The organism is Acetobacter fabarum (genome assembly GCF_022483405.1).
Classification (GTDB): Bacteria; Pseudomonadota; Alphaproteobacteria; order Acetobacterales; family Acetobacteraceae; genus Acetobacter; species Acetobacter fabarum.
The window spans coordinates 1,388,356-1,406,725 of record NZ_JAKVNI010000001.1 but is presented as its reverse complement, the minus strand read 5'-3'; the positions used below and the strand labels follow the sequence as shown (position 1 = coordinate 1,406,725).

At 60.3% G+C, this 18,370-nt stretch carries 13 protein-coding genes; 7 read left to right on the top strand and 6 right to left on the bottom strand.

All coding sequences use genetic code 11. The features are described 5' to 3' along the window. Positions 1–146: 146 nt before the first annotated feature. On the top strand, positions 147–1,196 hold the full coding sequence (locus LKE65_RS06665; RefSeq protein WP_278740797.1) for a FecCD family ABC transporter permease: 1,050 nt from the start codon (positions 147–149) through the stop codon (positions 1,194–1,196). After that, a complete protein-coding gene (locus tag LKE65_RS06660; RefSeq protein WP_278740796.1) occupies positions 1,193–1,987 on the top strand; it encodes an ABC transporter ATP-binding protein in 795 nt (264 codons plus the stop codon). The genes LKE65_RS06665 and LKE65_RS06660 overlap by 4 nt, the downstream gene beginning before the upstream one ends. 6 nt (positions 1,988–1,993) lie before the next feature. Here LKE65_RS06660 and LKE65_RS06655 read toward each other — a convergent pair whose 3' ends face one another. Further along, on the bottom strand, positions 1,994–3,460 hold the full coding sequence (locus tag LKE65_RS06655; RefSeq protein ID WP_408744087.1) for a protein adenylyltransferase SelO: 1,467 nt from the start codon (positions 3,458–3,460) through the stop codon (positions 1,994–1,996). 264 nt (positions 3,461–3,724) lie between these two features. On the opposite strand from LKE65_RS06655, the gene LKE65_RS06650 reads away from it, so the two are divergent. From LKE65_RS06650 to LKE65_RS06635, 4 genes are all read left to right on the top strand, one after another. Beyond that, the gene (locus LKE65_RS06650; protein ID WP_278740794.1) at positions 3,725–4,828 is read left to right on the top strand and encodes a branched-chain amino acid aminotransferase; all 1,104 of its coding nucleotides are present in this window, start codon (positions 3,725–3,727) and stop codon (positions 4,826–4,828) included. A gap of 158 nt (positions 4,829–4,986) precedes the next feature. Beyond that, positions 4,987–7,803: a DNA polymerase I gene (polA, locus tag LKE65_RS06645; RefSeq protein ID WP_278740793.1), complete on the top strand. Its 2,817-nt coding sequence runs from the start codon at positions 4,987–4,989 to the stop codon at positions 7,801–7,803. Between the two features lie 3 nt (positions 7,804–7,806). Next, on the top strand, positions 7,807–8,430 hold the full coding sequence (locus LKE65_RS06640; RefSeq protein WP_278740792.1) for an SCO family protein: 624 nt from the start codon (positions 7,807–7,809) through the stop codon (positions 8,428–8,430). A 58-nt stretch (positions 8,431–8,488) separates the two neighbouring features. After that, complete coding sequence (locus LKE65_RS06635; RefSeq protein WP_278740791.1) at positions 8,489–9,253, top strand: lysophospholipid acyltransferase family protein; 765 nt, start codon at positions 8,489–8,491, stop codon at positions 9,251–9,253. Between the two features lie 6 nt (positions 9,254–9,259). Here the strand turns inward: LKE65_RS06635 and ppk2 are convergent, their stop codons facing one another. From ppk2 to LKE65_RS06620, 3 genes are all read right to left on the bottom strand, one after another. Then, the gene (gene ppk2, locus LKE65_RS06630; protein ID WP_253527769.1) at positions 9,260–10,177 is read right to left on the bottom strand and encodes a polyphosphate kinase 2; all 918 of its coding nucleotides are present in this window, start codon (positions 10,175–10,177) and stop codon (positions 9,260–9,262) included. A 70-nt stretch (positions 10,178–10,247) separates the two neighbouring features. Then, a complete protein-coding gene (locus LKE65_RS06625) occupies positions 10,248–11,861 on the bottom strand; it encodes an inorganic phosphate transporter (protein WP_086646609.1) in 1,614 nt (537 codons plus the stop codon). 144 nt (positions 11,862–12,005) lie between these two features. Beyond that, the gene (locus LKE65_RS06620) at positions 12,006–12,587 is read right to left on the bottom strand and encodes a TIGR00730 family Rossman fold protein (protein ID WP_086646608.1); all 582 of its coding nucleotides are present in this window, start codon (positions 12,585–12,587) and stop codon (positions 12,006–12,008) included. A gap of 256 nt (positions 12,588–12,843) precedes the next feature. On the opposite strand from LKE65_RS06620, the gene LKE65_RS06615 reads away from it, so the two are divergent. Then, positions 12,844–14,139, top strand: coding sequence for a dicarboxylate/amino acid:cation symporter (locus LKE65_RS06615; RefSeq protein WP_253527767.1), 1,296 nt, complete (start codon positions 12,844–12,846; stop codon positions 14,137–14,139). Between the two features lie 182 nt (positions 14,140–14,321). On the opposite strand, the gene LKE65_RS06610 is transcribed toward LKE65_RS06615, so the two are convergent. Beyond that, the gene (locus LKE65_RS06610; RefSeq protein WP_278740790.1) at positions 14,322–15,695 is read right to left on the bottom strand and encodes an 8-oxoguanine deaminase; all 1,374 of its coding nucleotides are present in this window, start codon (positions 15,693–15,695) and stop codon (positions 14,322–14,324) included. A 47-nt stretch (positions 15,696–15,742) separates the two neighbouring features. Further along, positions 15,743–18,187 (bottom strand): TonB-dependent receptor, encoded by a 2,445-nt coding sequence (locus tag LKE65_RS06605; RefSeq protein ID WP_095349345.1) that lies wholly within the window; start codon positions 18,185–18,187, stop codon positions 15,743–15,745. Positions 18,188–18,370: the final 183 nt, after the last annotated feature.

Below are 18,370 nucleotides of genomic sequence, written 5' to 3'. Positions count from 1 at the left end.
CGTACAAAGCCTGCTTGCAGGCTGTGCGTCAAGCCGCAGGATGTAAACCACCAGCCCAGCCTGCCGCGTGGCCTGCACGCCTTTTGGTGTGCCCGTACACCATGCCCCCTTGCCCTGCGCCATATACGGCAGGATAGTGTGCGGGTATGACCCACCACCCCACCATTGCCCGCACCTACCAGACCGCCCTGCGCCACCGCAGCCTTGTGCTGGCCGGGCTTTTGGGTGCGCTGGCCCTGTCTGTCCTGCTGGATTGCGCGGTGGGGCCTGCCGAACTTTCCCCCACAACCATGCTGCGTGCTGTTTTTGACCCTGCCGGGGTAGATGAGCAGACAAGCCTGATTGTCTGGCAGATCCGCCTGCCCTACGCGCTTATGGCGGCCTGCGTGGGGGCTGCACTGGGGCTGGCAGGGGCGGAAATGCAGACCATTCTGGCCAACCCGCTGGCCAGCCCGTTTACGCTGGGCCTGTCCGCCGCCGGGGCGTTTGGCGCGTCCCTTGCCATTGTGCTGGGCTGGCACGTAGCGCATATGCCCGACATGTGGCTGACCGCAGGGAGCGCCTTTGTCTGTGCGGCCCTGTCTGTATGGATTCTGGACATGCTGGTGCGGCTGCGTCAGGGCGGGACGGGCACGGTTATCCTGTGCGGGGTGGCACTTGTATTTTCGTTTCAGGCGTTGGTTGCCCTCATGCAGTTTGTTGCAAACGAGGACGCCCTGCAAAATCTGGTGTTCTGGACCCTTGGTAGCCTGACCCGCGCAACATGGGGCACGCTGGGCCTGCTGGCCGGGGCTCTGGCCTGCATCCTGCCATTTTCGCTCCGGGCGGCATGGCCGCTTACCACCCTGCGTATGGGGGAGGACCGGGCTGCAAGCCTTGGGGTGGATGTGCCACGCCTGCGCCGCGCGGCCCTGCTGCGCATAAGCCTTTTATGCGCGCTGGCCGTAGCCTTTGTGGGGGTTATTGGCTTTATCGGACTGGTGGCCCCCCATATTGCCCGCCGCCTTGTGGGGGAGGACCACCGCTTTTACCTGCCCGCCAGCCTGTTGAGCGGGGCGTTCATTCTCTCCCTCGCAGCCCTTGTTGCGCGGGTGCTGGTGCCCGGCGTTGTGGTGCCAACAGGTATTGTGACCGCTCTGGTGGGCATACCCTTTTTTCTGGTTATTGTGCTGCGCCGTGGGGAAGGGCTGCCATGACGCCCCCCGTGCCAGCCGGGCTGACGCTGCATAACCTGACTGTGCGGTACGGGCGCAAATCCGTACTGGCCGAACTGGATGCAGGGCCGTTCCCCCACGGGGCGGTCTGTGCCGTTCTTGGCCCCAATGGCAGCGGCAAATCCACCCTGCTGCGCGCCACTGGGGGGCTGTTGCACGCCACAGGCACACTCATGCTGGATGGGGTGGACCTTACCCCCCTGCCCCGGGCCCAACGGGCGCAACACTGCCTGTACCTGCCCCAGACCCTGCCAGAGCCCGTACGCCTGAGCGTGCTGGATGCCATGCTGGCCGCCCGCCACGCCACAGGCAGGCAGGGCAACACCAGCACGACAGCGGACATAGACGCCGCCATGGCCTGTCTGGCCGATGTGGGCATTGCCCACCTTGCCACGCAAAGCCTGCACGAACTCTCCGGCGGGCAGCGCCAGCTTGCAGGGCTGGCACAGGCCCTTGGCCGCAAACCCCGCGCCCTGCTGCTGGATGAACCCCTGAGCGCGCTTGACCCGTACTACCAGCAGACCGTTATGACCCTGATCCGGCGTGAGACCGCACAGCGCAATCTGGTCACACTAATTGTGCTGCATGACCTGAACATCGCACTCAACCAGTGCGATCTGGCGTGCCTTTTGCACAATGGCCATATTCTGGCCTACGGCCCCCCGACGGAAGTTTTAACCCCCGAGCACCTGCGCACCGTGTACCGTATTAATGCACGGGTAGATACAGGGCGGGACGGGCAACGCTTCATCAGCACCGCAGGTGTGGTGTAACGCCCCTTACGTGCCACAATAGGTATAGGGTACCACCTCGTCAGGTGTGGGGGATGCTGTGTAACCTTCCATGCCCGGCTGCTCCACATAAGGGGTGGCCAGCACGTTCAGCATTTCCCGGAACGGTGTATAATCGTGCTGTTTTACGGCGGCCTGAATCATGGCCTCCACCTTGTGGTTGCGTGGAATATAGCACGGGTTGACCTGCTGCATGGCGCTGGCACGGGCGGCATAGTCCGCACTCCCCTGCTGCGCCACACGGGCACGCCAGCGGGCCAGCCACGGGCTGGTACTGGCAGGCAGTCCAGCCGGCAGGCCGGAGCCGTGCAAAGCCTCTTCATGACTGAGAGCGCGGAAGGTGTTGGTCATGTCCATCTTTTCCGCCTCCATATGGTCCAGCAGGGTTTTGAACAGGGTTTCATCCCCCTCATCCTCCCCCACCAGCCCCAGCTTTGCGCGCATGCCAGCAAAATAGGCTGCATGAAAATGCGGATGGAACGCCCCAAGTGCTTGCTGGGCCAGACTGATGGCCTGCCCGTCCTCCTCCGCCAGCAGGGGGAGCAGGGCCTCGGCAAAACGGGTCAGGTTCCACAGGGCTATGGTCGGCTGGTTGGTGTAGGCGTAACGGCCACGCTTATCTATGAAGCTGAACACGGTGGCCGGGTTGTAGGTGTCCATAAAGGCGCAGGGGCCGTAATCTATGGTCTCGCCCGATATGGCCATGTTGTCGGTGTTCATGACCCCATGAATAAAGCCGACCAGCATCCACCGCGCCACAAGGGCCGCCTGCGCCGCCACCACGGCCTGTAGCAGCGCCACATAGGGCTGCGCGTCCTGTGCTGCCTGCGGGTAAAGCCGGGCAATGGCAAAATCGGCCAGCGCGCGCAAGGCGTGCCTGTCCTGCCGGGCGGCAAAGAACTGGAACGTACCAACGCGGATATGGCTGCGCGCCACACGGGCCACAATGGCACCGGGCAAGGGTGTTTCACGGTAAACGCGCTCCCCCGTTGCCAGTGCGGCCAACGCGCGGGTGGTGGGGATGCCAAGGGCTGCCATGCTCTCGCTCAGCAGGTATTCACGCAGGACTGGACCAAGGGCGGCCCGGCCATCCCCACTGCGTGAATAAGCCGTGGGGCCGGAACCTTTGAGTGCAATTTCGCGCAGATGGCCGTTGCGGTCCTCAACCTCCCCCAAAAGCAGGGCACGGCCATCCCCCAGTTGGGGAGAAAAATGGCCAAACTGGTGCCCCGCATACACGGTTGCCAGCGGGTCCATGCCCTGTGGTATCTGGTTGCCTGCCAGCATGGCCAAGCCCTGTGGCCCGGCCAGCCATGCTGCATCCAGCCCCAGCTCTGCGGCCAGTGCCGTGTTCAGGGCAATCAGTTCAGGCCGGGCAACCGGGGTGGGCTGCGTGCGAGTATAAAAGCTGGAGGGCAGCGTTGCATAACCCTGCCGGATAGAAGAATGAGGCATTGTTACACCACCTTGCAAAAAAGCCTTGGCACTGTGGCGCGGGGCTTCCAGCCCTGCCGCAGCCGCACAACACACAGGAACGGACCACATACGCCATGGTTTGCACCTGTCTGGCACAGACACGGCGAACATGATAGGAAAGAGCCCAACCGGGCCACCGGCAGGCTGCCTTATGGCGTGCCTGAAGCAACAGAATAAACCCGTATATCGGAGCAACCAGGCCCCTGGTCCCCACACCAGCGCCGCGGAAAACGCGAGAACACCATGACCACCGTAGCCGACAGCATTGCCTTCAAGATCACCCGCAAAACGGATGGCACCCCCGCCGCCGAGCGTGAAAGCCTGGTCGCCAACCCCGGTTTTGGCCGCGCTTTTACCGATCATATGGCTGTTGTTACCTATACGGAAGGCAGGGGCTGGCATTCGGCCGAAATTCTGCCCCGCCAGCCGCTCATGCTCGACCCCGCCGCCTCCGTGCTGCACTACGCGCAGGAAATCTTTGAAGGCATGAAGGCCTACCGCGCCCCCAATGGCGGTGTGCAGCTCTTCCGCCCCGAAGCCAATGCCCGCCGGTTCCAAAAATCGGCCGAGCGCATGGCCATGGCGGAACTGCCCGAAGACCTGTTTTTGGAAGCGGTGACCCAGCTGGTCAAAATCGACCAGGACTGGGTGCCCGCACCCGAGGTGGGCACGCTTTACATCCGCCCCTTCATGATTGCGACGGAAGCAGCCCTTGGGGTCAAGCCTGCCTCCGAGTTCAAGTTCATTGTCATTGCCTGTGCTGCGGGGGAATACTTCTCCAAGGACGCCGGTCCGGTTTCGGTCTGGGTGGAAACGGAAACCGTGCGCGCCTCCCGCGGGGGCACGGGTACGGCCAAATGCGGCGGCAACTACGCCGCCAGCCTGACCGCACAGATGGAAGGCAAGCACCACGGCTGCCAGCAGGTTCTGTTTCTGGACGCGGAAGAACGCCGCTGGCTGGAAGAAATGGGCGGCATGAACGTAATGATGGTGTTTGAAGATGGCACCCTGCTGACCCCCCCGCTGGAAGGCGGCACCATTCTGCACGGCATTACGCGTGACAGCCTGCTGACACTGGCGCGCGATGCGGGCCTGACCGTAAAGGAAGAGCGCTACGCGCTTGACCAGCTTTTTGCCGATGCCAAATCCGGCAGGCTCAAGGAAGTGTTTGCCTGTGGCACGGCGGCTGTTGTGTCCCCCATCGGGGCATTCAAGAGCAAGACGGATAGCTGCACCATCAACAACAATCAGGTGGGTGACGTCACGGCAAAGCTGCGCCAGAAGCTGTGCGACATCCAGTTTGGCCGCGCGGCTGACCCACATAACTGGATCAGCACCGTAGCGTAAGGCCACCTCAGGGTACCCTGCTCAAACACCCCGGTCTCTGCCGGGGTGTTTTTGTCTATACCTCCGGCAGAGACGCTGGACAGACCGGCCCAAGCGGCATATCCCCAGAACATGCTTGCTTTTTTACCCGCCCTCCCCTGCACACGGTTCCCCCAGCCATGACCAACACGCCGCATCTGGTTCTTGTGGATGGCAGCGGCTTTATTTTCCGCGCTTTTCATGCCCTCCCCCCCATGACCAGCCCCGAAGGGGTGCCGGTCAATGCGGTGTACGGCTTTACCAACATGCTGGCCCGCCTGCTGCGCGACCATGTGGGCACGCATCTGGCCGTGCTGTTTGATGCAAGCCGCCAGACCTTCCGCTCCGACATTTACCCCCAGTACAAGGCCCACCGCCCAGAACCACCGGAAGACCTGCGCCCCCAGTTCAGCCTGATCCGGGATGCCACGCAGGCTTTTAACGTCCCCGGCATAGAACTGCCGGGCTGGGAGGCAGACGACCTGATTGCCTCTTACGCCGTGGCCGTGCGCAAAATGGGGGGCACCTGCACCATTATTTCCTCCGACAAGGATCTGATGCAGCTTGTGGGGCAAGGCGTGTGCATGCTTGACCCCATCAAGCAGACCCCCATAGGCCCGGCGGAAGTGGAAACCAAGTTTGGTGTCCCGCCCGAAAAAGTGGTGGATGTGCAGGCCCTTATGGGCGACCCGACGGATAACGTGCCCGGCGTGCCCGGCATTGGCCCCAAAACGGCCTCGGCCCTGATTAACGAATTCGGTACGCTGGAAAACGTGCTGGCCAGCGCCCCGGATATGAAAAAATCCAAAAAGCGGGACATGCTGATCGAGCATGCGCAGGCGGCCCGCCTCTCGCTCCAGCTGGTCACGCTGGCAACGGATGTGCCCCTGCCCGTACCGGTAGAGGAACTGGCCACGCGCGAGCCAGACAAGCTGGCACTGGCCGACTGGCTGGACAGCATGGGCTTCCGCTCCGTCATGTCCCGCATGGGTATGGGCAGCCCGGCTGGGGCACATGCCCACCGCGCAGCCCGTGCCTCCGCCCATGCCAGCGCAAACGGGCAGGACACCCCCAACCCGGCTCAGGCCGCCCCAGCCCAATCCACTGGCCCCGCCGACCTGCTGAGCGCACCCTATGCGGAGTACGAAACCGTGCGTACCGCCGAGGCCCTGCAAAAATGGGTCAGCATGGCGCAGGAAGCAGGTGTATGCGCCGTGGATACGGAAACCGACGGGCTGGACCCGCTGGCTGCCAACATGCTCGGCTTTTCCCTTGCCACCGCACCCGGCAAAGCCTGTTACGTGCCCGTACGGCACGAGGGCACGCTGGAAGCCCTGACCGGCGAACAGCTTGACGCCACACAGGCACTGGAGCTGCTACGCCCGCTGCTGGAGGACAAAAGTGTTCTCAAGGTTTTCCAGAACGCCAAGTTCGACCTGCTGGTACTGGACCACGCAGGCATAGACCACACCAGCATTGCGCCGGTGGATGACACAATGCTGATCTCCTACAGCCAGTCTGCCGGGCTGCATGGGCAGGGCATGGATGAGTTGTCTGCCCTGCACCTCAACCACACGCCCATAACGTATGACAGCGTAACCGGCACGGGCCGCAACCGTATTCCCTTTGCCAAAGTGCCGGTGGAAAAAGCCACTACCTACGCTGCCGAGGATGCAGACGTAACCCTGCGCCTGTGGCATGTGCTGCACCCCACCTTGCGCACCAACAAGGCACTGGCCCTGTACGAGCAGGTGGAACGCCCGCTGGTGCAGGTGCTTGCCACCATGGAAAAAAACGGCATTGCAGTGGACCGCGCGGAACTGACCCGCCTTTCCGCCGATTTTGAAAGCCGCATGAAAAACATGGAACAGGGCATTTACGCCGCGGCTGGCAGGGAGTTCAACATTGCCTCCCCCCGCCAGCTTGGTGAAATCCTGTTTGATGAAATGGGGCTCAAGGGCGGCAAACGCGGCAAGGCGGGGGCGTGGAGTACGGATTCCTCCGTATTGCAGGACCTGGCCGATCAGGGCCACGACCTGCCGGTGCGCGTGCTGGAGTGGCGGCAGCTTGCCAAGCTCAAATCCACCTACACGGATGCCCTGCTCAAGCTGACCAGCAAGGAAAGCCGGGTCCATACCTCGTTCCAGATGGCCATTACCACCACGGGCCGCCTGTCCTCCTCCGACCCGAACCTCCAGAACATTCCTGTCCGCACGGAGGAAGGTACGCGCATCCGTCAGGCATTTGTGGCTCCGGCAGGGCGCAAGCTGATCTCGGCCGACTATTCCCAGATCGAGCTGCGGCTGCTGGCCGATGTGGCCAACATTCCCACCCTGCGTGAAGCCTTTGAGCTGGGGCAGGACATTCACGCCCGCACAGCCTCCGAGGTGTTCAACATCCCGCTCGAAGGCATGGACGCCCTGACCCGCCGCCGCGCCAAGGCCATTAACTTTGGGATTATTTACGGCATTTCCGCCTTTGGGCTGGGCAAGCAGCTTGGTATTCCCGCAGGGGAGGCCAAAAGCTACATAGATGCCTATTTTGCCCGTTACCCCGGCATCCGGGATTACATGGAGCAGGTCAAGGCCGAAGCCCGCGCCAACGGCTATGTCATGACCCCGTTTGGCAGGCGCTGCTATGTACCGGGCATTCATGAGAAAAGTGCCGTTCGCCGCCAGTATGCGGAGCGGCAGGCCATTAACGCCCCCCTTCAGGGTGGTGCTGCGGACATTATCAAACGCGCCATGGTGCGCCTGCCCGAAGCCCTGAAGGCCACAGGGCTGGACAGCGCACGCATGCTGCTACAGGTCCATGACGAACTGCTGTTTGAAGTGGATGCAGAGCAGGCCAGTGCCGTGGCGCAAAAAGCCAAGACCATTATGGAAGCAGCAGCACAGCTCAAAGTGCCGCTGGTAGTAGAAACAGGCATTGCCCAGAACTGGGCGGAGGCACACTAACCCATGACACCAGCAGGAAAACGCATTACCCTGATCAGTGTGGGTATTCTGGCTCTTGCCGGGTTGGGCAGCTTGCTGGCCACCGAGCTGGCACTCAAGCATAGCATTACCCTTAACTCCTACGGCAACCCCGTTGGGGGCTCCTTCCGTCTGATGGATGCCACAACCGGCACCATGACGGACAAGAGCTTTCAGGGCCGGTGGATGCTGGTGCTGTTCGGGGCAACCCATTGCGGGCAGGACGCATGCACCCCTGCCCTACAGGCCATGTCTGCCGCCATGGATGAGGTTGATCCGGGCAAACGCAAGATGGTTATTATTTTTGTCAGTCTGGACCCCGACCGGGATGACGCCCAGCGCCTGCGCCAGTACGGCGAGACCATAAGCCCCCGCGTGGTGGCTGGCACGGCAGCCCCCTTTGCTCTGGCTGATCTGGCCAAGGAATACCATGCACCGGTTGAAAAAATGACTGACCCGGAATGGGATTACGCCATGCGCATGTCCCCCCAGTTTGTGGTTATGGACCCGCAGACACGCTACCGGGGCACCATAGATGCACAGGCTGACAAAGCCAGTATGGCCGCAAGCCTGCGCCAGATCATGGCGGCGGATGCTCCCGCCCCCTGATCAAGCTCCCCCGCCTTAACTTCTGTTATGTGTTCCTGCAGGTCTGTTCCGTAGCCCCATGCCGCTATCCCCCTCCGCCATAAGTGCCTCGGCGCGCTTTTATACCTCCCTGCTGGTAACGGGAGGGGTTTTTGTGGTGCTGGATGCAGGGGCATTTGTGCTGCGCCATACCATGCCCGAGGGCGCACGCCGCAGGCGTGTGGCCCGGCGCTGGCTGTGCACCATGGCCAAGGTGGCCGTACGCTACCTGCATGCCGCCGGTATTCTGGACTGTAACATGGCAGAACTGGCAGCCATTGCCCAGCGCCGGAACCTTGTGCTGGTTGCCAACCACCCCTCCCGGCTGGACTGCCTGCTGCTGGCCGCAGCCCTGCCGCATATGGTGTGCGTGACCAAAGCCTCCATATGGGAGCGAGGCGTGCTGGGCAGCACCCTGCGCACCGCAGGCTATGTGCGGCACGATACGTTGCTCAGGATTATTGGCCCGGCATCCCAGGCATTGCATGAGGACTGCCAGCTTCTGCTATTCCCCGAAGGAACACGCTCCCGCGCAGGGGCCGAACCCGGCCCGGTGCAGCCCGGCTTTGCCGCCATTGCCCAGCGCACACGCTCGGACGTGCAGGTGGTGCTGATAGAAACACCATCGCCCTATCTGTCTCAGGGCTGGCCGTTTTTAAAACGCCCTCCCCTGCCCATGCACTACGGTATAAAGCTTGGACCGCATTTTGCCGCCCCCAAACGGGACGAGGCCAGCGGGCGGGCCCTGATTGAAGCCGTGGACAACTGCTTCAGGTCCTCCCCGCAGGGCGGGGAGGGTTTTTGAATACGCCTAGTAGATTTCTGGAACAATCATGTTTTCAGGCGTAGGCAGGCGTTCATAGTCCGCATGATGCACACGCGGGGGCAGATCCACCTCGGGGTGTGACACAGGCTGGTAAGGCACCTGCGCCAGAAGATGGTTGATGCAGTTCAGCCGTGCGCGCTTTTTATCCACCGCCTGCACAACCCACCACGGAGCCTCGGCAATGCTGGAGCGCTCGAGCATGGTTTCCTTGGCTTTGGTATAGGATTCCCACCGGCGGCGGCTCTCCAGATCCATCGGGCTGAGCTTCCACTGCTTAAGCGGGTCTTCTATTCTGGCACGGAAGCGGGCTTCCTGCTCATCATCCGTGATGGAGAACCAGTATTTGACAAGCTGGATGCCACTGCGCACCAGCATGCGCTCAAACTCTGGCACGGAGCGGAAGAACTCTTCGTACTCCTCATCCGAGCAGAACCCCATGACCCGTTCCACACCAGCGCGGTTGTACCAGCTGCGGTCAAACAGAACGATCTCACCCGCAGCGGGAAGCTGGGCTACGTAACGCTGGAAGTACCACTGCGTTTTTTCGCGGTCTGTGGGGGCGGGCAGTGCAGCCACGCGGCAGATGCGCGGGTTGAGCCGCTGGGTAATGCGCTTGATCGCCCCACCCTTGCCTGCGGCATCGCGCCCTTCAAACAGCACCACCAGACGGTGGCCTGTTTCCTTCACCCAGTCCTGCAAACGCACCAGTTCGCCTTGCAGGCGGACCAGTTCGCTAAAATAGGTATGGCGGAAGCTGCGGTCAGACACGGAGTCCTCACCCCCCAGCCCCTCTTCCTGCAATTCGAGTTCGATCTCTTCATCAAGATCGTCAATGATCTCCTGCCGGATACGCTCGCGTTCACGCTCGGCGGCAGAAAGGCTGTTCACATTGGCATCAGACATGATCTTGCCTTTGCTGTTTGGCAGAAACAGTGTCTGGCGTGGTGCATGACCACGCCAGAGCGGAAGTTTTTTAGAAAATGTGGCGGAACACCACATACAGCACGCCACTGATCAGCATGGCGGCAGGCAGGGTGGTAATCCATGCCATGCCCATGGCGCGCAGGGTGCCCCACTGCAAGCCACCACCACCGGCAGCCATTGTGCCAGCCACACCGCTGGAGAGAATATGCGTGGTGGAAACCGGCAGGCCATACCCTTCGGCCAGACCAATGGTGCCCATGGCCACGAACTCGGCGGAAGCACCCTGAGCGTAGGTCAGGTGGCTTTTGCCAATTTTTTCACCCACGGTCACAACAATGCGCTTCCAGCCGACCATGGTGCCAAGGCCCAGAGCAAGAGCCACCGCAATTTTAACCCACACAGGAATAAAGCGTGTGCCTGCGTTAAGCTGCTTCATGAACTTGGCGAGTTCGCTGTCTTCTTCTGCGCTAAAGGTCGCTGCCTTGCCCATGTTGTGAATGGCTTCCGCCACCAGATACATGTCGGTACGCACGTTGGGCACGGTTGCTGCCGGAATTTCGTGCAAGGAGTGATACCCACTTACGGCCTGTGCAATATCAGCCGACAGGACGGAGAGTGCGGCATACACTTCGGGGCGGGCTACGGATTTGATGCGCAGCGCGTCTGTTACCTGGGCGCGGGCTTCTTCCGCCGTAGGCTGCTTGAGCATGGGCTGGGCGTGCACGTCAAACACGTGGGAGGCCTGCTGTGCGGTTTCCACAAAGCCGGGCATCATGCTGTCGGGCATGGCGCGGTTCAGGGCGTAGGCGGTAGGCGCAGCACCAATCAGGATCAGCATGATCAGGCCCATGCCCTTCTGCCCGTCGTTGCTGCCGTGGAAGAAGGAAACACCCGTGCAGGTGCCAATCAATAGACCACGGATCCACAGAGGGGGCGGGGCATCGCCTTCAGGCGCACGGTAGAGGGCGGCATTGCGCACCACAACGCGCAGCACCATGAACAGGCCCGCAGCAAGAATAAAGCCGCACAGGGGGCTGAACAGCAGGGCGGAGAACACCTTTTTAACCTGCATCCAGTCCACGCCATACAGCGCGCTGCCAGAAGGCGACATAAGCTGGTTTGCAAGGCCCACACCCAGAATGGAGCCAACCAGAGCGTGGGACGAGCTGTTGGGAATACCCAACGCCCATGTTGCCAGGTTCCACACAATGGCGGACAGCAGCAGGGCAAAGATCATGGCATGGCCAGCACCACTGCCAACCTGGAGGATCAGTTCCACCGGCAGCAGCGTTACAACACTATATGCCACCGCCCCCGAGGAAGTCAGAACCCCCAGCAGGTTCCACATACCAGACCAGACTACCGCAACCAGTGGCGGCAGGCTGTTGGTGTAAATAACCGTTGCGACCGCATTGGCCGTATCGTGAAAACCGTTCACGAATTCAAAGCCCAGAGCAATAAGCAACGCCAGAGCCAGCAGGGCGAAGGCCCCGGTTGCTATGCCACTGGTACCAACAGCATGCAGGTCAGCCAGCACGCTGTAACCAACAAACGCCAGAGCTGCTGCAATCACTCCCAAAAAGAACATGCGGAAAGCCTGATGCTCCCCTTTACGCATATTCGGACGTCCTCCAACCGGAGAACTCAGCATTGTATCTGACATAAAAGCACCCTGCGCAGAAAAAGATGAGCGCAAGATAAAACTCTTTTTATTCAGGTTGCGTTAAGAAATTGTGAAACAAAAATCCCTTTTACATCAACTCTATAATCTAAATATCACCCCCATTGGTGCAGTATTGAAACAAATTCAGCGTTCATCCTGCGCAATCCATTTTGTTTCCTGCGGGGGGTGCCATTGGGCCAGCCTGTCCAGCAGGTCTTCGGGTGTCTGGCCAACCTGCAAAATGGCTCTGTGCGCGGGTTTAAGAAAACCCTCCGCCACCACGTGGTCCAAAAACGTGCCAAGCGTGCTGTAAAACCCGTTTACATTCAACACACCGCAAGGTTTGGCGTGGTTGCCAAGCTGGGTCCATGTCCAGACCTCAAACAGTTCCTCCAGAGTGCCAATGCCGCCGGGCAGGGCAATAAAGGCGTCGGACATATCCGCCATAAGGGCTTTACGCTCGTGCATGGAGCCTACAATCCGCAGGTCCTCCAGCCCGTTATGCGCCACCTCCCGCGCAACCAGTGCCTGCGGGATAACGCCCGTAACCTGCCCGCCACCGGCCAGTACGGCATTGGCCACAGCCCCCATAAGCCCGACCGAAGCCCCCCCATACACCAGCCCTATGCCGCGCCGGGCCATAAGCAGGCCAAGCTGCTCTGCCGCATGCAGGTAAGCAGGCCCACGCCCGGCACTGGAACCACAAAACACACAAATCCGTCGCACGACCGCTTATTCCTCCCGTAAACCCCGGTACATGATGCGCCCATTCCGCCCGCGCATGCACAGGTGCGGGGGCAAACACACAACCGTGTTGTTTTTTTCATGCCCCAGATAAGGGGACAACCCTTTCCAAACTGCAACAAGTGGGAGTAGCCTACCCCCTGCTTACACCGAGAGGCTTGATATAACAGAATAACTTTTCGCCAACGCCCATTGTGGACGCCAAAACAAAAACAATAAAAACAGAAAGATAACCAGCGTGCTTCCCTCTACTGCTCCCCTATCCAGCTCACACCAGCGGTTCCTTTATCTTCAGGTTCTCGCAGCCGTGGCGGCAGGTATTCTTGTCGGCGCTCTGTTCCCCTCCGTTGCAACGTTGCTCAAACCGTTGGGAGACGGGTTTGTCAAACTGATCAAAATGGTCATTGCGCCGGTTATCTTCCTGACGGTCAGCACCGGCATTGCAGGCATGGCGGACCTTAAACAGACCGGCCGCGTGGCGGGTAAGGCCATGCTGTATTTCCTGTGTTTTTCCACGCTGGCACTGGCCGTGGGCATGGTGGTGGCCAATATCGTGCGCCCCGGCGCTGGCATGCACATCCACCCGCAAAGCCTGGACAGCGCCTCCGTTGAGCAGTTTGTGCAGGCAGCACACGGCCATTCCTTTACCGACTTCCTGCTCCAGATCATTCCCTCCACCACGGCGGGGGCTTTTACCTCGGGCGAGATCCTGCAGGTGCTTCTGGTCGCTATTCTGTTTGGCATCAGCATGGCGCAGATGGGCCAGGCGGGGGAGACGGTTCTGAACCTGTTCCGCAGCCTGACAGAAATGGTGTTTGGCGTGGTCCGGCTGGTTATGTATCTGGCGCCAGTTGGTGCATTTGGGGCCATGGCATTTACCGTGGGCAAGTTTGGCCTTGGCTCCATTGTGCATCTGCTGGGGCTGGTGCTGACCTTTTACTTTACCGCAGGCGTGTTTGTGCTGGTTATTCTGGGTATTGTTGCCCGGATGGCGGGGTTCAGCATTCTGCGGCTTCTGATGTTCCTCAAGGAAGAACTGCTGATTGTGCTGGGCACCAGCTCGTCCGAATCAGCCTTGCCGGGGCTTATCAGCAAGCTTGAGCAGGCCGGATGCAAGCCGGGCATTGTGGGGCTGGTGGTGCCTATGGGCTATTCCTTCAACCTTGATGGCACCAATATCTACATGACCCTTGCAGCCCTGTTTATTGCACAGGCAACCGACGTGCATCTGGGTTTTGGTGAACAGCTTGCCCTGCTGCTTGTGGCTATGGTCAGCTCCAAAGGGGCTGCGGGGGTGACAGGGGCAGGCTTTATTACACTGGCGGCCACCCTGTCCGTTGTACCAAGTGTGCCGGTGGGGGGGATGGCGCTTATACTGGGGATTGACCGGTTTATGTCCGAGTGCCGCTCGCTCACCAACCTTGTGGGCAACGCCGTGGCGACCATTGTCGTGGCCCGGTGGGAAAACGCACTGGATACAGAGCAGCTCAATAAAACCCTGCATGCCTCCCGGAAGGAGATCCCTTCCGCCTGACCCCACGACCACAAGGCCTCCCCCCCAACGGGAGGCTTCTACAGGCTGGGAAAAACAGGCAGGGAGAGAAATGCTGGCGACGCGGAACTGACACGCAGCCAGCACGGCTCAGGCAGCTGCGCCGGAGGTAGCGCCCACTTTGCCGGGTGGGGCTGACTGGTAAAACACCTGTATGGGCAGCTCTACGCCCCAGCGCACAACTGCGCAGCAAGCTGGTTATGCCGCGCCACCAGCCCATGCAGGTCCAGACGGGCAAAGTATCCGTCCTGTATCAGAACATTCCCGTTAACCATGCTCATGGAAACCTGCGTGGGGGAGCAGAACACAAGGGCTGCTACGGGGTCGGTCTGGGCACCGGCATGGGCCAGACCGCGCACATCAAACGCAACAATATCCGCCGCCATGCCCACGGCAATCTGGCCAATATCATCCCGCCCCAGCACGGCCGCACCACCCCGCGTGGCAAGGGCCAGTGCATCCCGCGCGCTCATCATCCCCGGTGTTTGCGGGGTTTCGGGGAGCAGGCGGGAGAGCAGCATGGCCTGCCGTGCCTCACCCAACAGGCTGGCCCCATCGTTGGAGGCGGAGCCATCCACCCCCAGCCCCACACGCACACCCGCTGCCTGCATCTGCCGCACCGGGGCTATCCCCGATGCCAGCCGCATGTTGGAGCACGGGCAATGCGCCACACCTGTTTGCGTGCGGCCAAAACGGGCCATGCCGTCCGCGTCCAGCTTTACGCAGTGCGCGTGCCAGACATCGGCCCCGACCCAGCCCAGTGCTTCAGCGTATTCTGCCGGGGTCTGGCCAAAGCGCTCGCGGCTGTAGCTGACATCATGATCATTTTCAGCCAGATGCGTGTGCAGCATGGTGCCTGTGGCACGGGCCAGTGTTGCCATGTCCCGCATAAGCTCCCGGCTGACCGAAAAAGGCGAGCACGGCGCGCCCGCAACCCGCAGCATGGCAAGGGGTTCGGGGTCATGGTAGGTTTCGATCAGGCGTTGTGTGTCGCGCAGAATATCGGCTTCACGCTCCACCAGCGCATCAGGCGGCAGGCCCCCCTTGCTCTCCCCCACGCTCATGGCACCACGGCAGGCATGGAAGCGCATGCCCATGGCAAAGGCGGCTTCTATCTGGTCATCCAGCCTGCACCCGTTGGGAAAGATGTAAAGATGGTCACTGGTTGTGGTGCAGCCTGAAAGCAGCAGTTCCGCCATGGCCGTGCGGGTGGAGACCTGCACCATTTCCGGCGTAAGGCCCGCCCAGATCGGGTAGAGCGTTTTAAGCCAGCCAAACAGGGAGGCATCCTGTGCCTGCGGAATAACCCGTGTGAGCGACTGGTACATATGGTGGTGGGTGTTCACCATACCCGGCAGCACCACATGGCCTTGCAGGTCTATAACGTGGTCAGCGCCGGGCGGGGGTGCAACCTGCCCCCCACCCAGCGCCACAATCTGCCGCCCTTCTACCAGAACCCACCCGTTTTCCAGTTCGGTGCGGGCGTCATCCATACACACCAGTCTGGTTATGTTTGTGAGCAAAGTGCGGCGTGGCATGCAAACTCCTGTCGCACCCGGCAAAACCGGGTGCGCTGGTGAATTGATCAGAAGGACGTGGAGACGGAACCTACCATGGTAAAGCGTGGTTCCACCATGAACGAGTTGCCATAACCCAATCCACCCGTGTTGCTGCCACTGCCGCTCCACACCGGGTGCGAGTTCAGGTCGCTCCCCCGGTAAACAGCGCCCATGGCACCCGTGCGCACGATAGACCCGGTCAGGTTGGTAAAGTTCAGCTTGAACGTAGGCGATTGGAGGAAACCAAACGGCTTGAAGTGATACCCGAGCGAGAGCGTGTTGGTCACATACCCCGGAATACGCTGGTCGTTGGCAATGGCAACAGACTGCGGGCCGGTGTAGTGCACGGAACCGTTCGCAAAAAACCCTTTATATGTATAGGTCAGACCAAAATTTGCCATAACCCGCGGGGCCATAATGGCCTGTGTGCCCTTGGAGTGGATCATCGTGTTGTCGTTAGGATCATACACGTTGCTATCCTGCGTAGCGTGTAGATACTCGACCGACGCATACGGGCTGAAGCCATGGTAGGACGTACCCGCGACCATGAAGTCAAACCCACGCATGGTCTGGCTGCCAATGGACATGGGGCTAAAGCTGTTCATACCCACGTACTGATCAACAAGCCTGTTTTTGACGTTGTAGTTGAACAGAGACATATCAACCATAACGTATTTATTGTGGTAGCGGTAACCCAGTTCTTCTTTGATGGAATACTGATTTTTGGGAATTGGCGTACCCGCGTATGTCCAGCCCAGATCGGTAGCACTTGGCTGACGGTAATCACCTTCCGCGTTCACGTAAATCTGGTTGTTCTCGTTAATCTGGTAGCTGATGGACAGTTGCGGCAGAGGCTCAGTTCTATTCGCACCAGAGTTGGAGCCGGTCGGATGGTTTGTATTCCCCATCCAGCCATTATTCCAGGTGTTGGACATAACGAACTTGAACCCGGCATTGATCAGCAGGCGGTTGTTCAGGTAGCGCGACTGGTTCTGGATGAACAGCGAGTGCAGTTCATACCCTGCGGTCTGGCCAAAAGTGGAACCAACCACATGTGCAGATGCAGTAGGGCCGGAGGCGGCCCCATTGGCCAGAGTTGTTGCAGTTGGGTAGGACTGAATGGTCTGGTTGTTTTCGTACCAGTAACCAAAGCTCAGGTGGTTGTGCTTATCAATATCATACCCAAGTTTGGCAACCACACCGACCTGTCGCGCCTCATTTTCCAAAAAGTAGTTGGTCATGTTGGTGCCAGACGGCACGGCCTGCCCCGTTGACGCATAGTTCCCACCTACGACGCTATTCGTCACAGGGTTGTTATAACCGGCCACCCCACCGGGGGAGGCATCCCACCCCTGCCCGAAGCTGAAATAGGGCTGGATGTCGAATGTCAGCTTTTTGGGCAGTACAATATGCACAGGAGCGGTCAGAAAAATCTGGTTCCAGTGGTCATTATTGTTGCGCCAGTAGTTAACATCCTTGGAGCTGGCAGAGCGGCCATAGCCATCGCCCGTATGCTTGTATTTGTAGAACTGCTCGGCAGTCGGGTAGTTGTCGATGACGAAGTCTTCAGAGTTCCAGGACAGGAACAGGTGGGCGTTGGAGCCGTTTTCCCAGTCCTTGCGCACGCCAAAGTCGATGTGCTTGCGCTGGTTGGTGCCAGCACCCATCCAGCTCCGGTCATGCGTGTTGGAGAACGAGAAAAAGCTCTTGATCCCGGTCCGGCCGATCTCGCCGGATTCCAGACGAATGAACTCGCGCGAGAGGTTGTTGGTGCCATAGGAAAAATCGACCATGCCGCCCATTTTTTCAGACGGCAGATGCGTGCGCGAGTTCATGACCCCGCCTGCCGCAGACATAACCGGCAGGTCACGCGCGGCACTGCCGGGGGTTACGCTGACTTCATCCAGGTTTTCCGAATCAATATCTTCGGTCATGTATTTGGCCGCTGCCGCCGGTGCACCATCCACCATGAGCGCCATATCAAGGTCCGTCAGCCCGCGTGACTGGATGGACCCGCCCTGCATCCCCGATGCGTCGGGGGTCATGACATTCAGGCTGGGCAGGTTCTTGACCAGATCAAGCGGTGTGGAGGTCGGGCTACGCATGTTGATGTAGGCTTTGGTCACGGTCTGCACCGCGTGGGGGGCCACTTCCTGGCGCATCATGCCACCACCGCCGGAACGGGCCGTGCGGTTGGATGCAACCGAAATTTCCTCTGCCCCACCTGCCTGCACCGACCTGTTGGCTGGCTTGGCATGGGCATGCCGGGCCGCTGCCTTGGCCGGAGCATGCCCTGCCTTGCCCGCAACAGGGGCGCTCTGGTCGGTCGTGGCGGCAAAAGCCTGCCCCACCCCCTGCACACTGGCACAGAAGCCGGCAACACTGGCCAGACAGGTCAAGGTCGCAAGGCGCTGCCGATAGGTCAGGGATGAACCGACAGAACGGCGGGTGGGAAAAAATCGGGAAGGCATGGTGTAGTCTCCCAAAAGCAGAAGCTGGAGCAGGGGTAAGGGCGGCGGGTCAGGCATTATCGCGGTGTGTTCCCCTGCAGATTGCCTAAGGCGGGGTGTGTTCCGAAACTCTGCCCATAAACGATACGATTCCGATATATAATTGCGAGTTCCCTTTCTCACAAAATAAAAAAAAGCACTTTC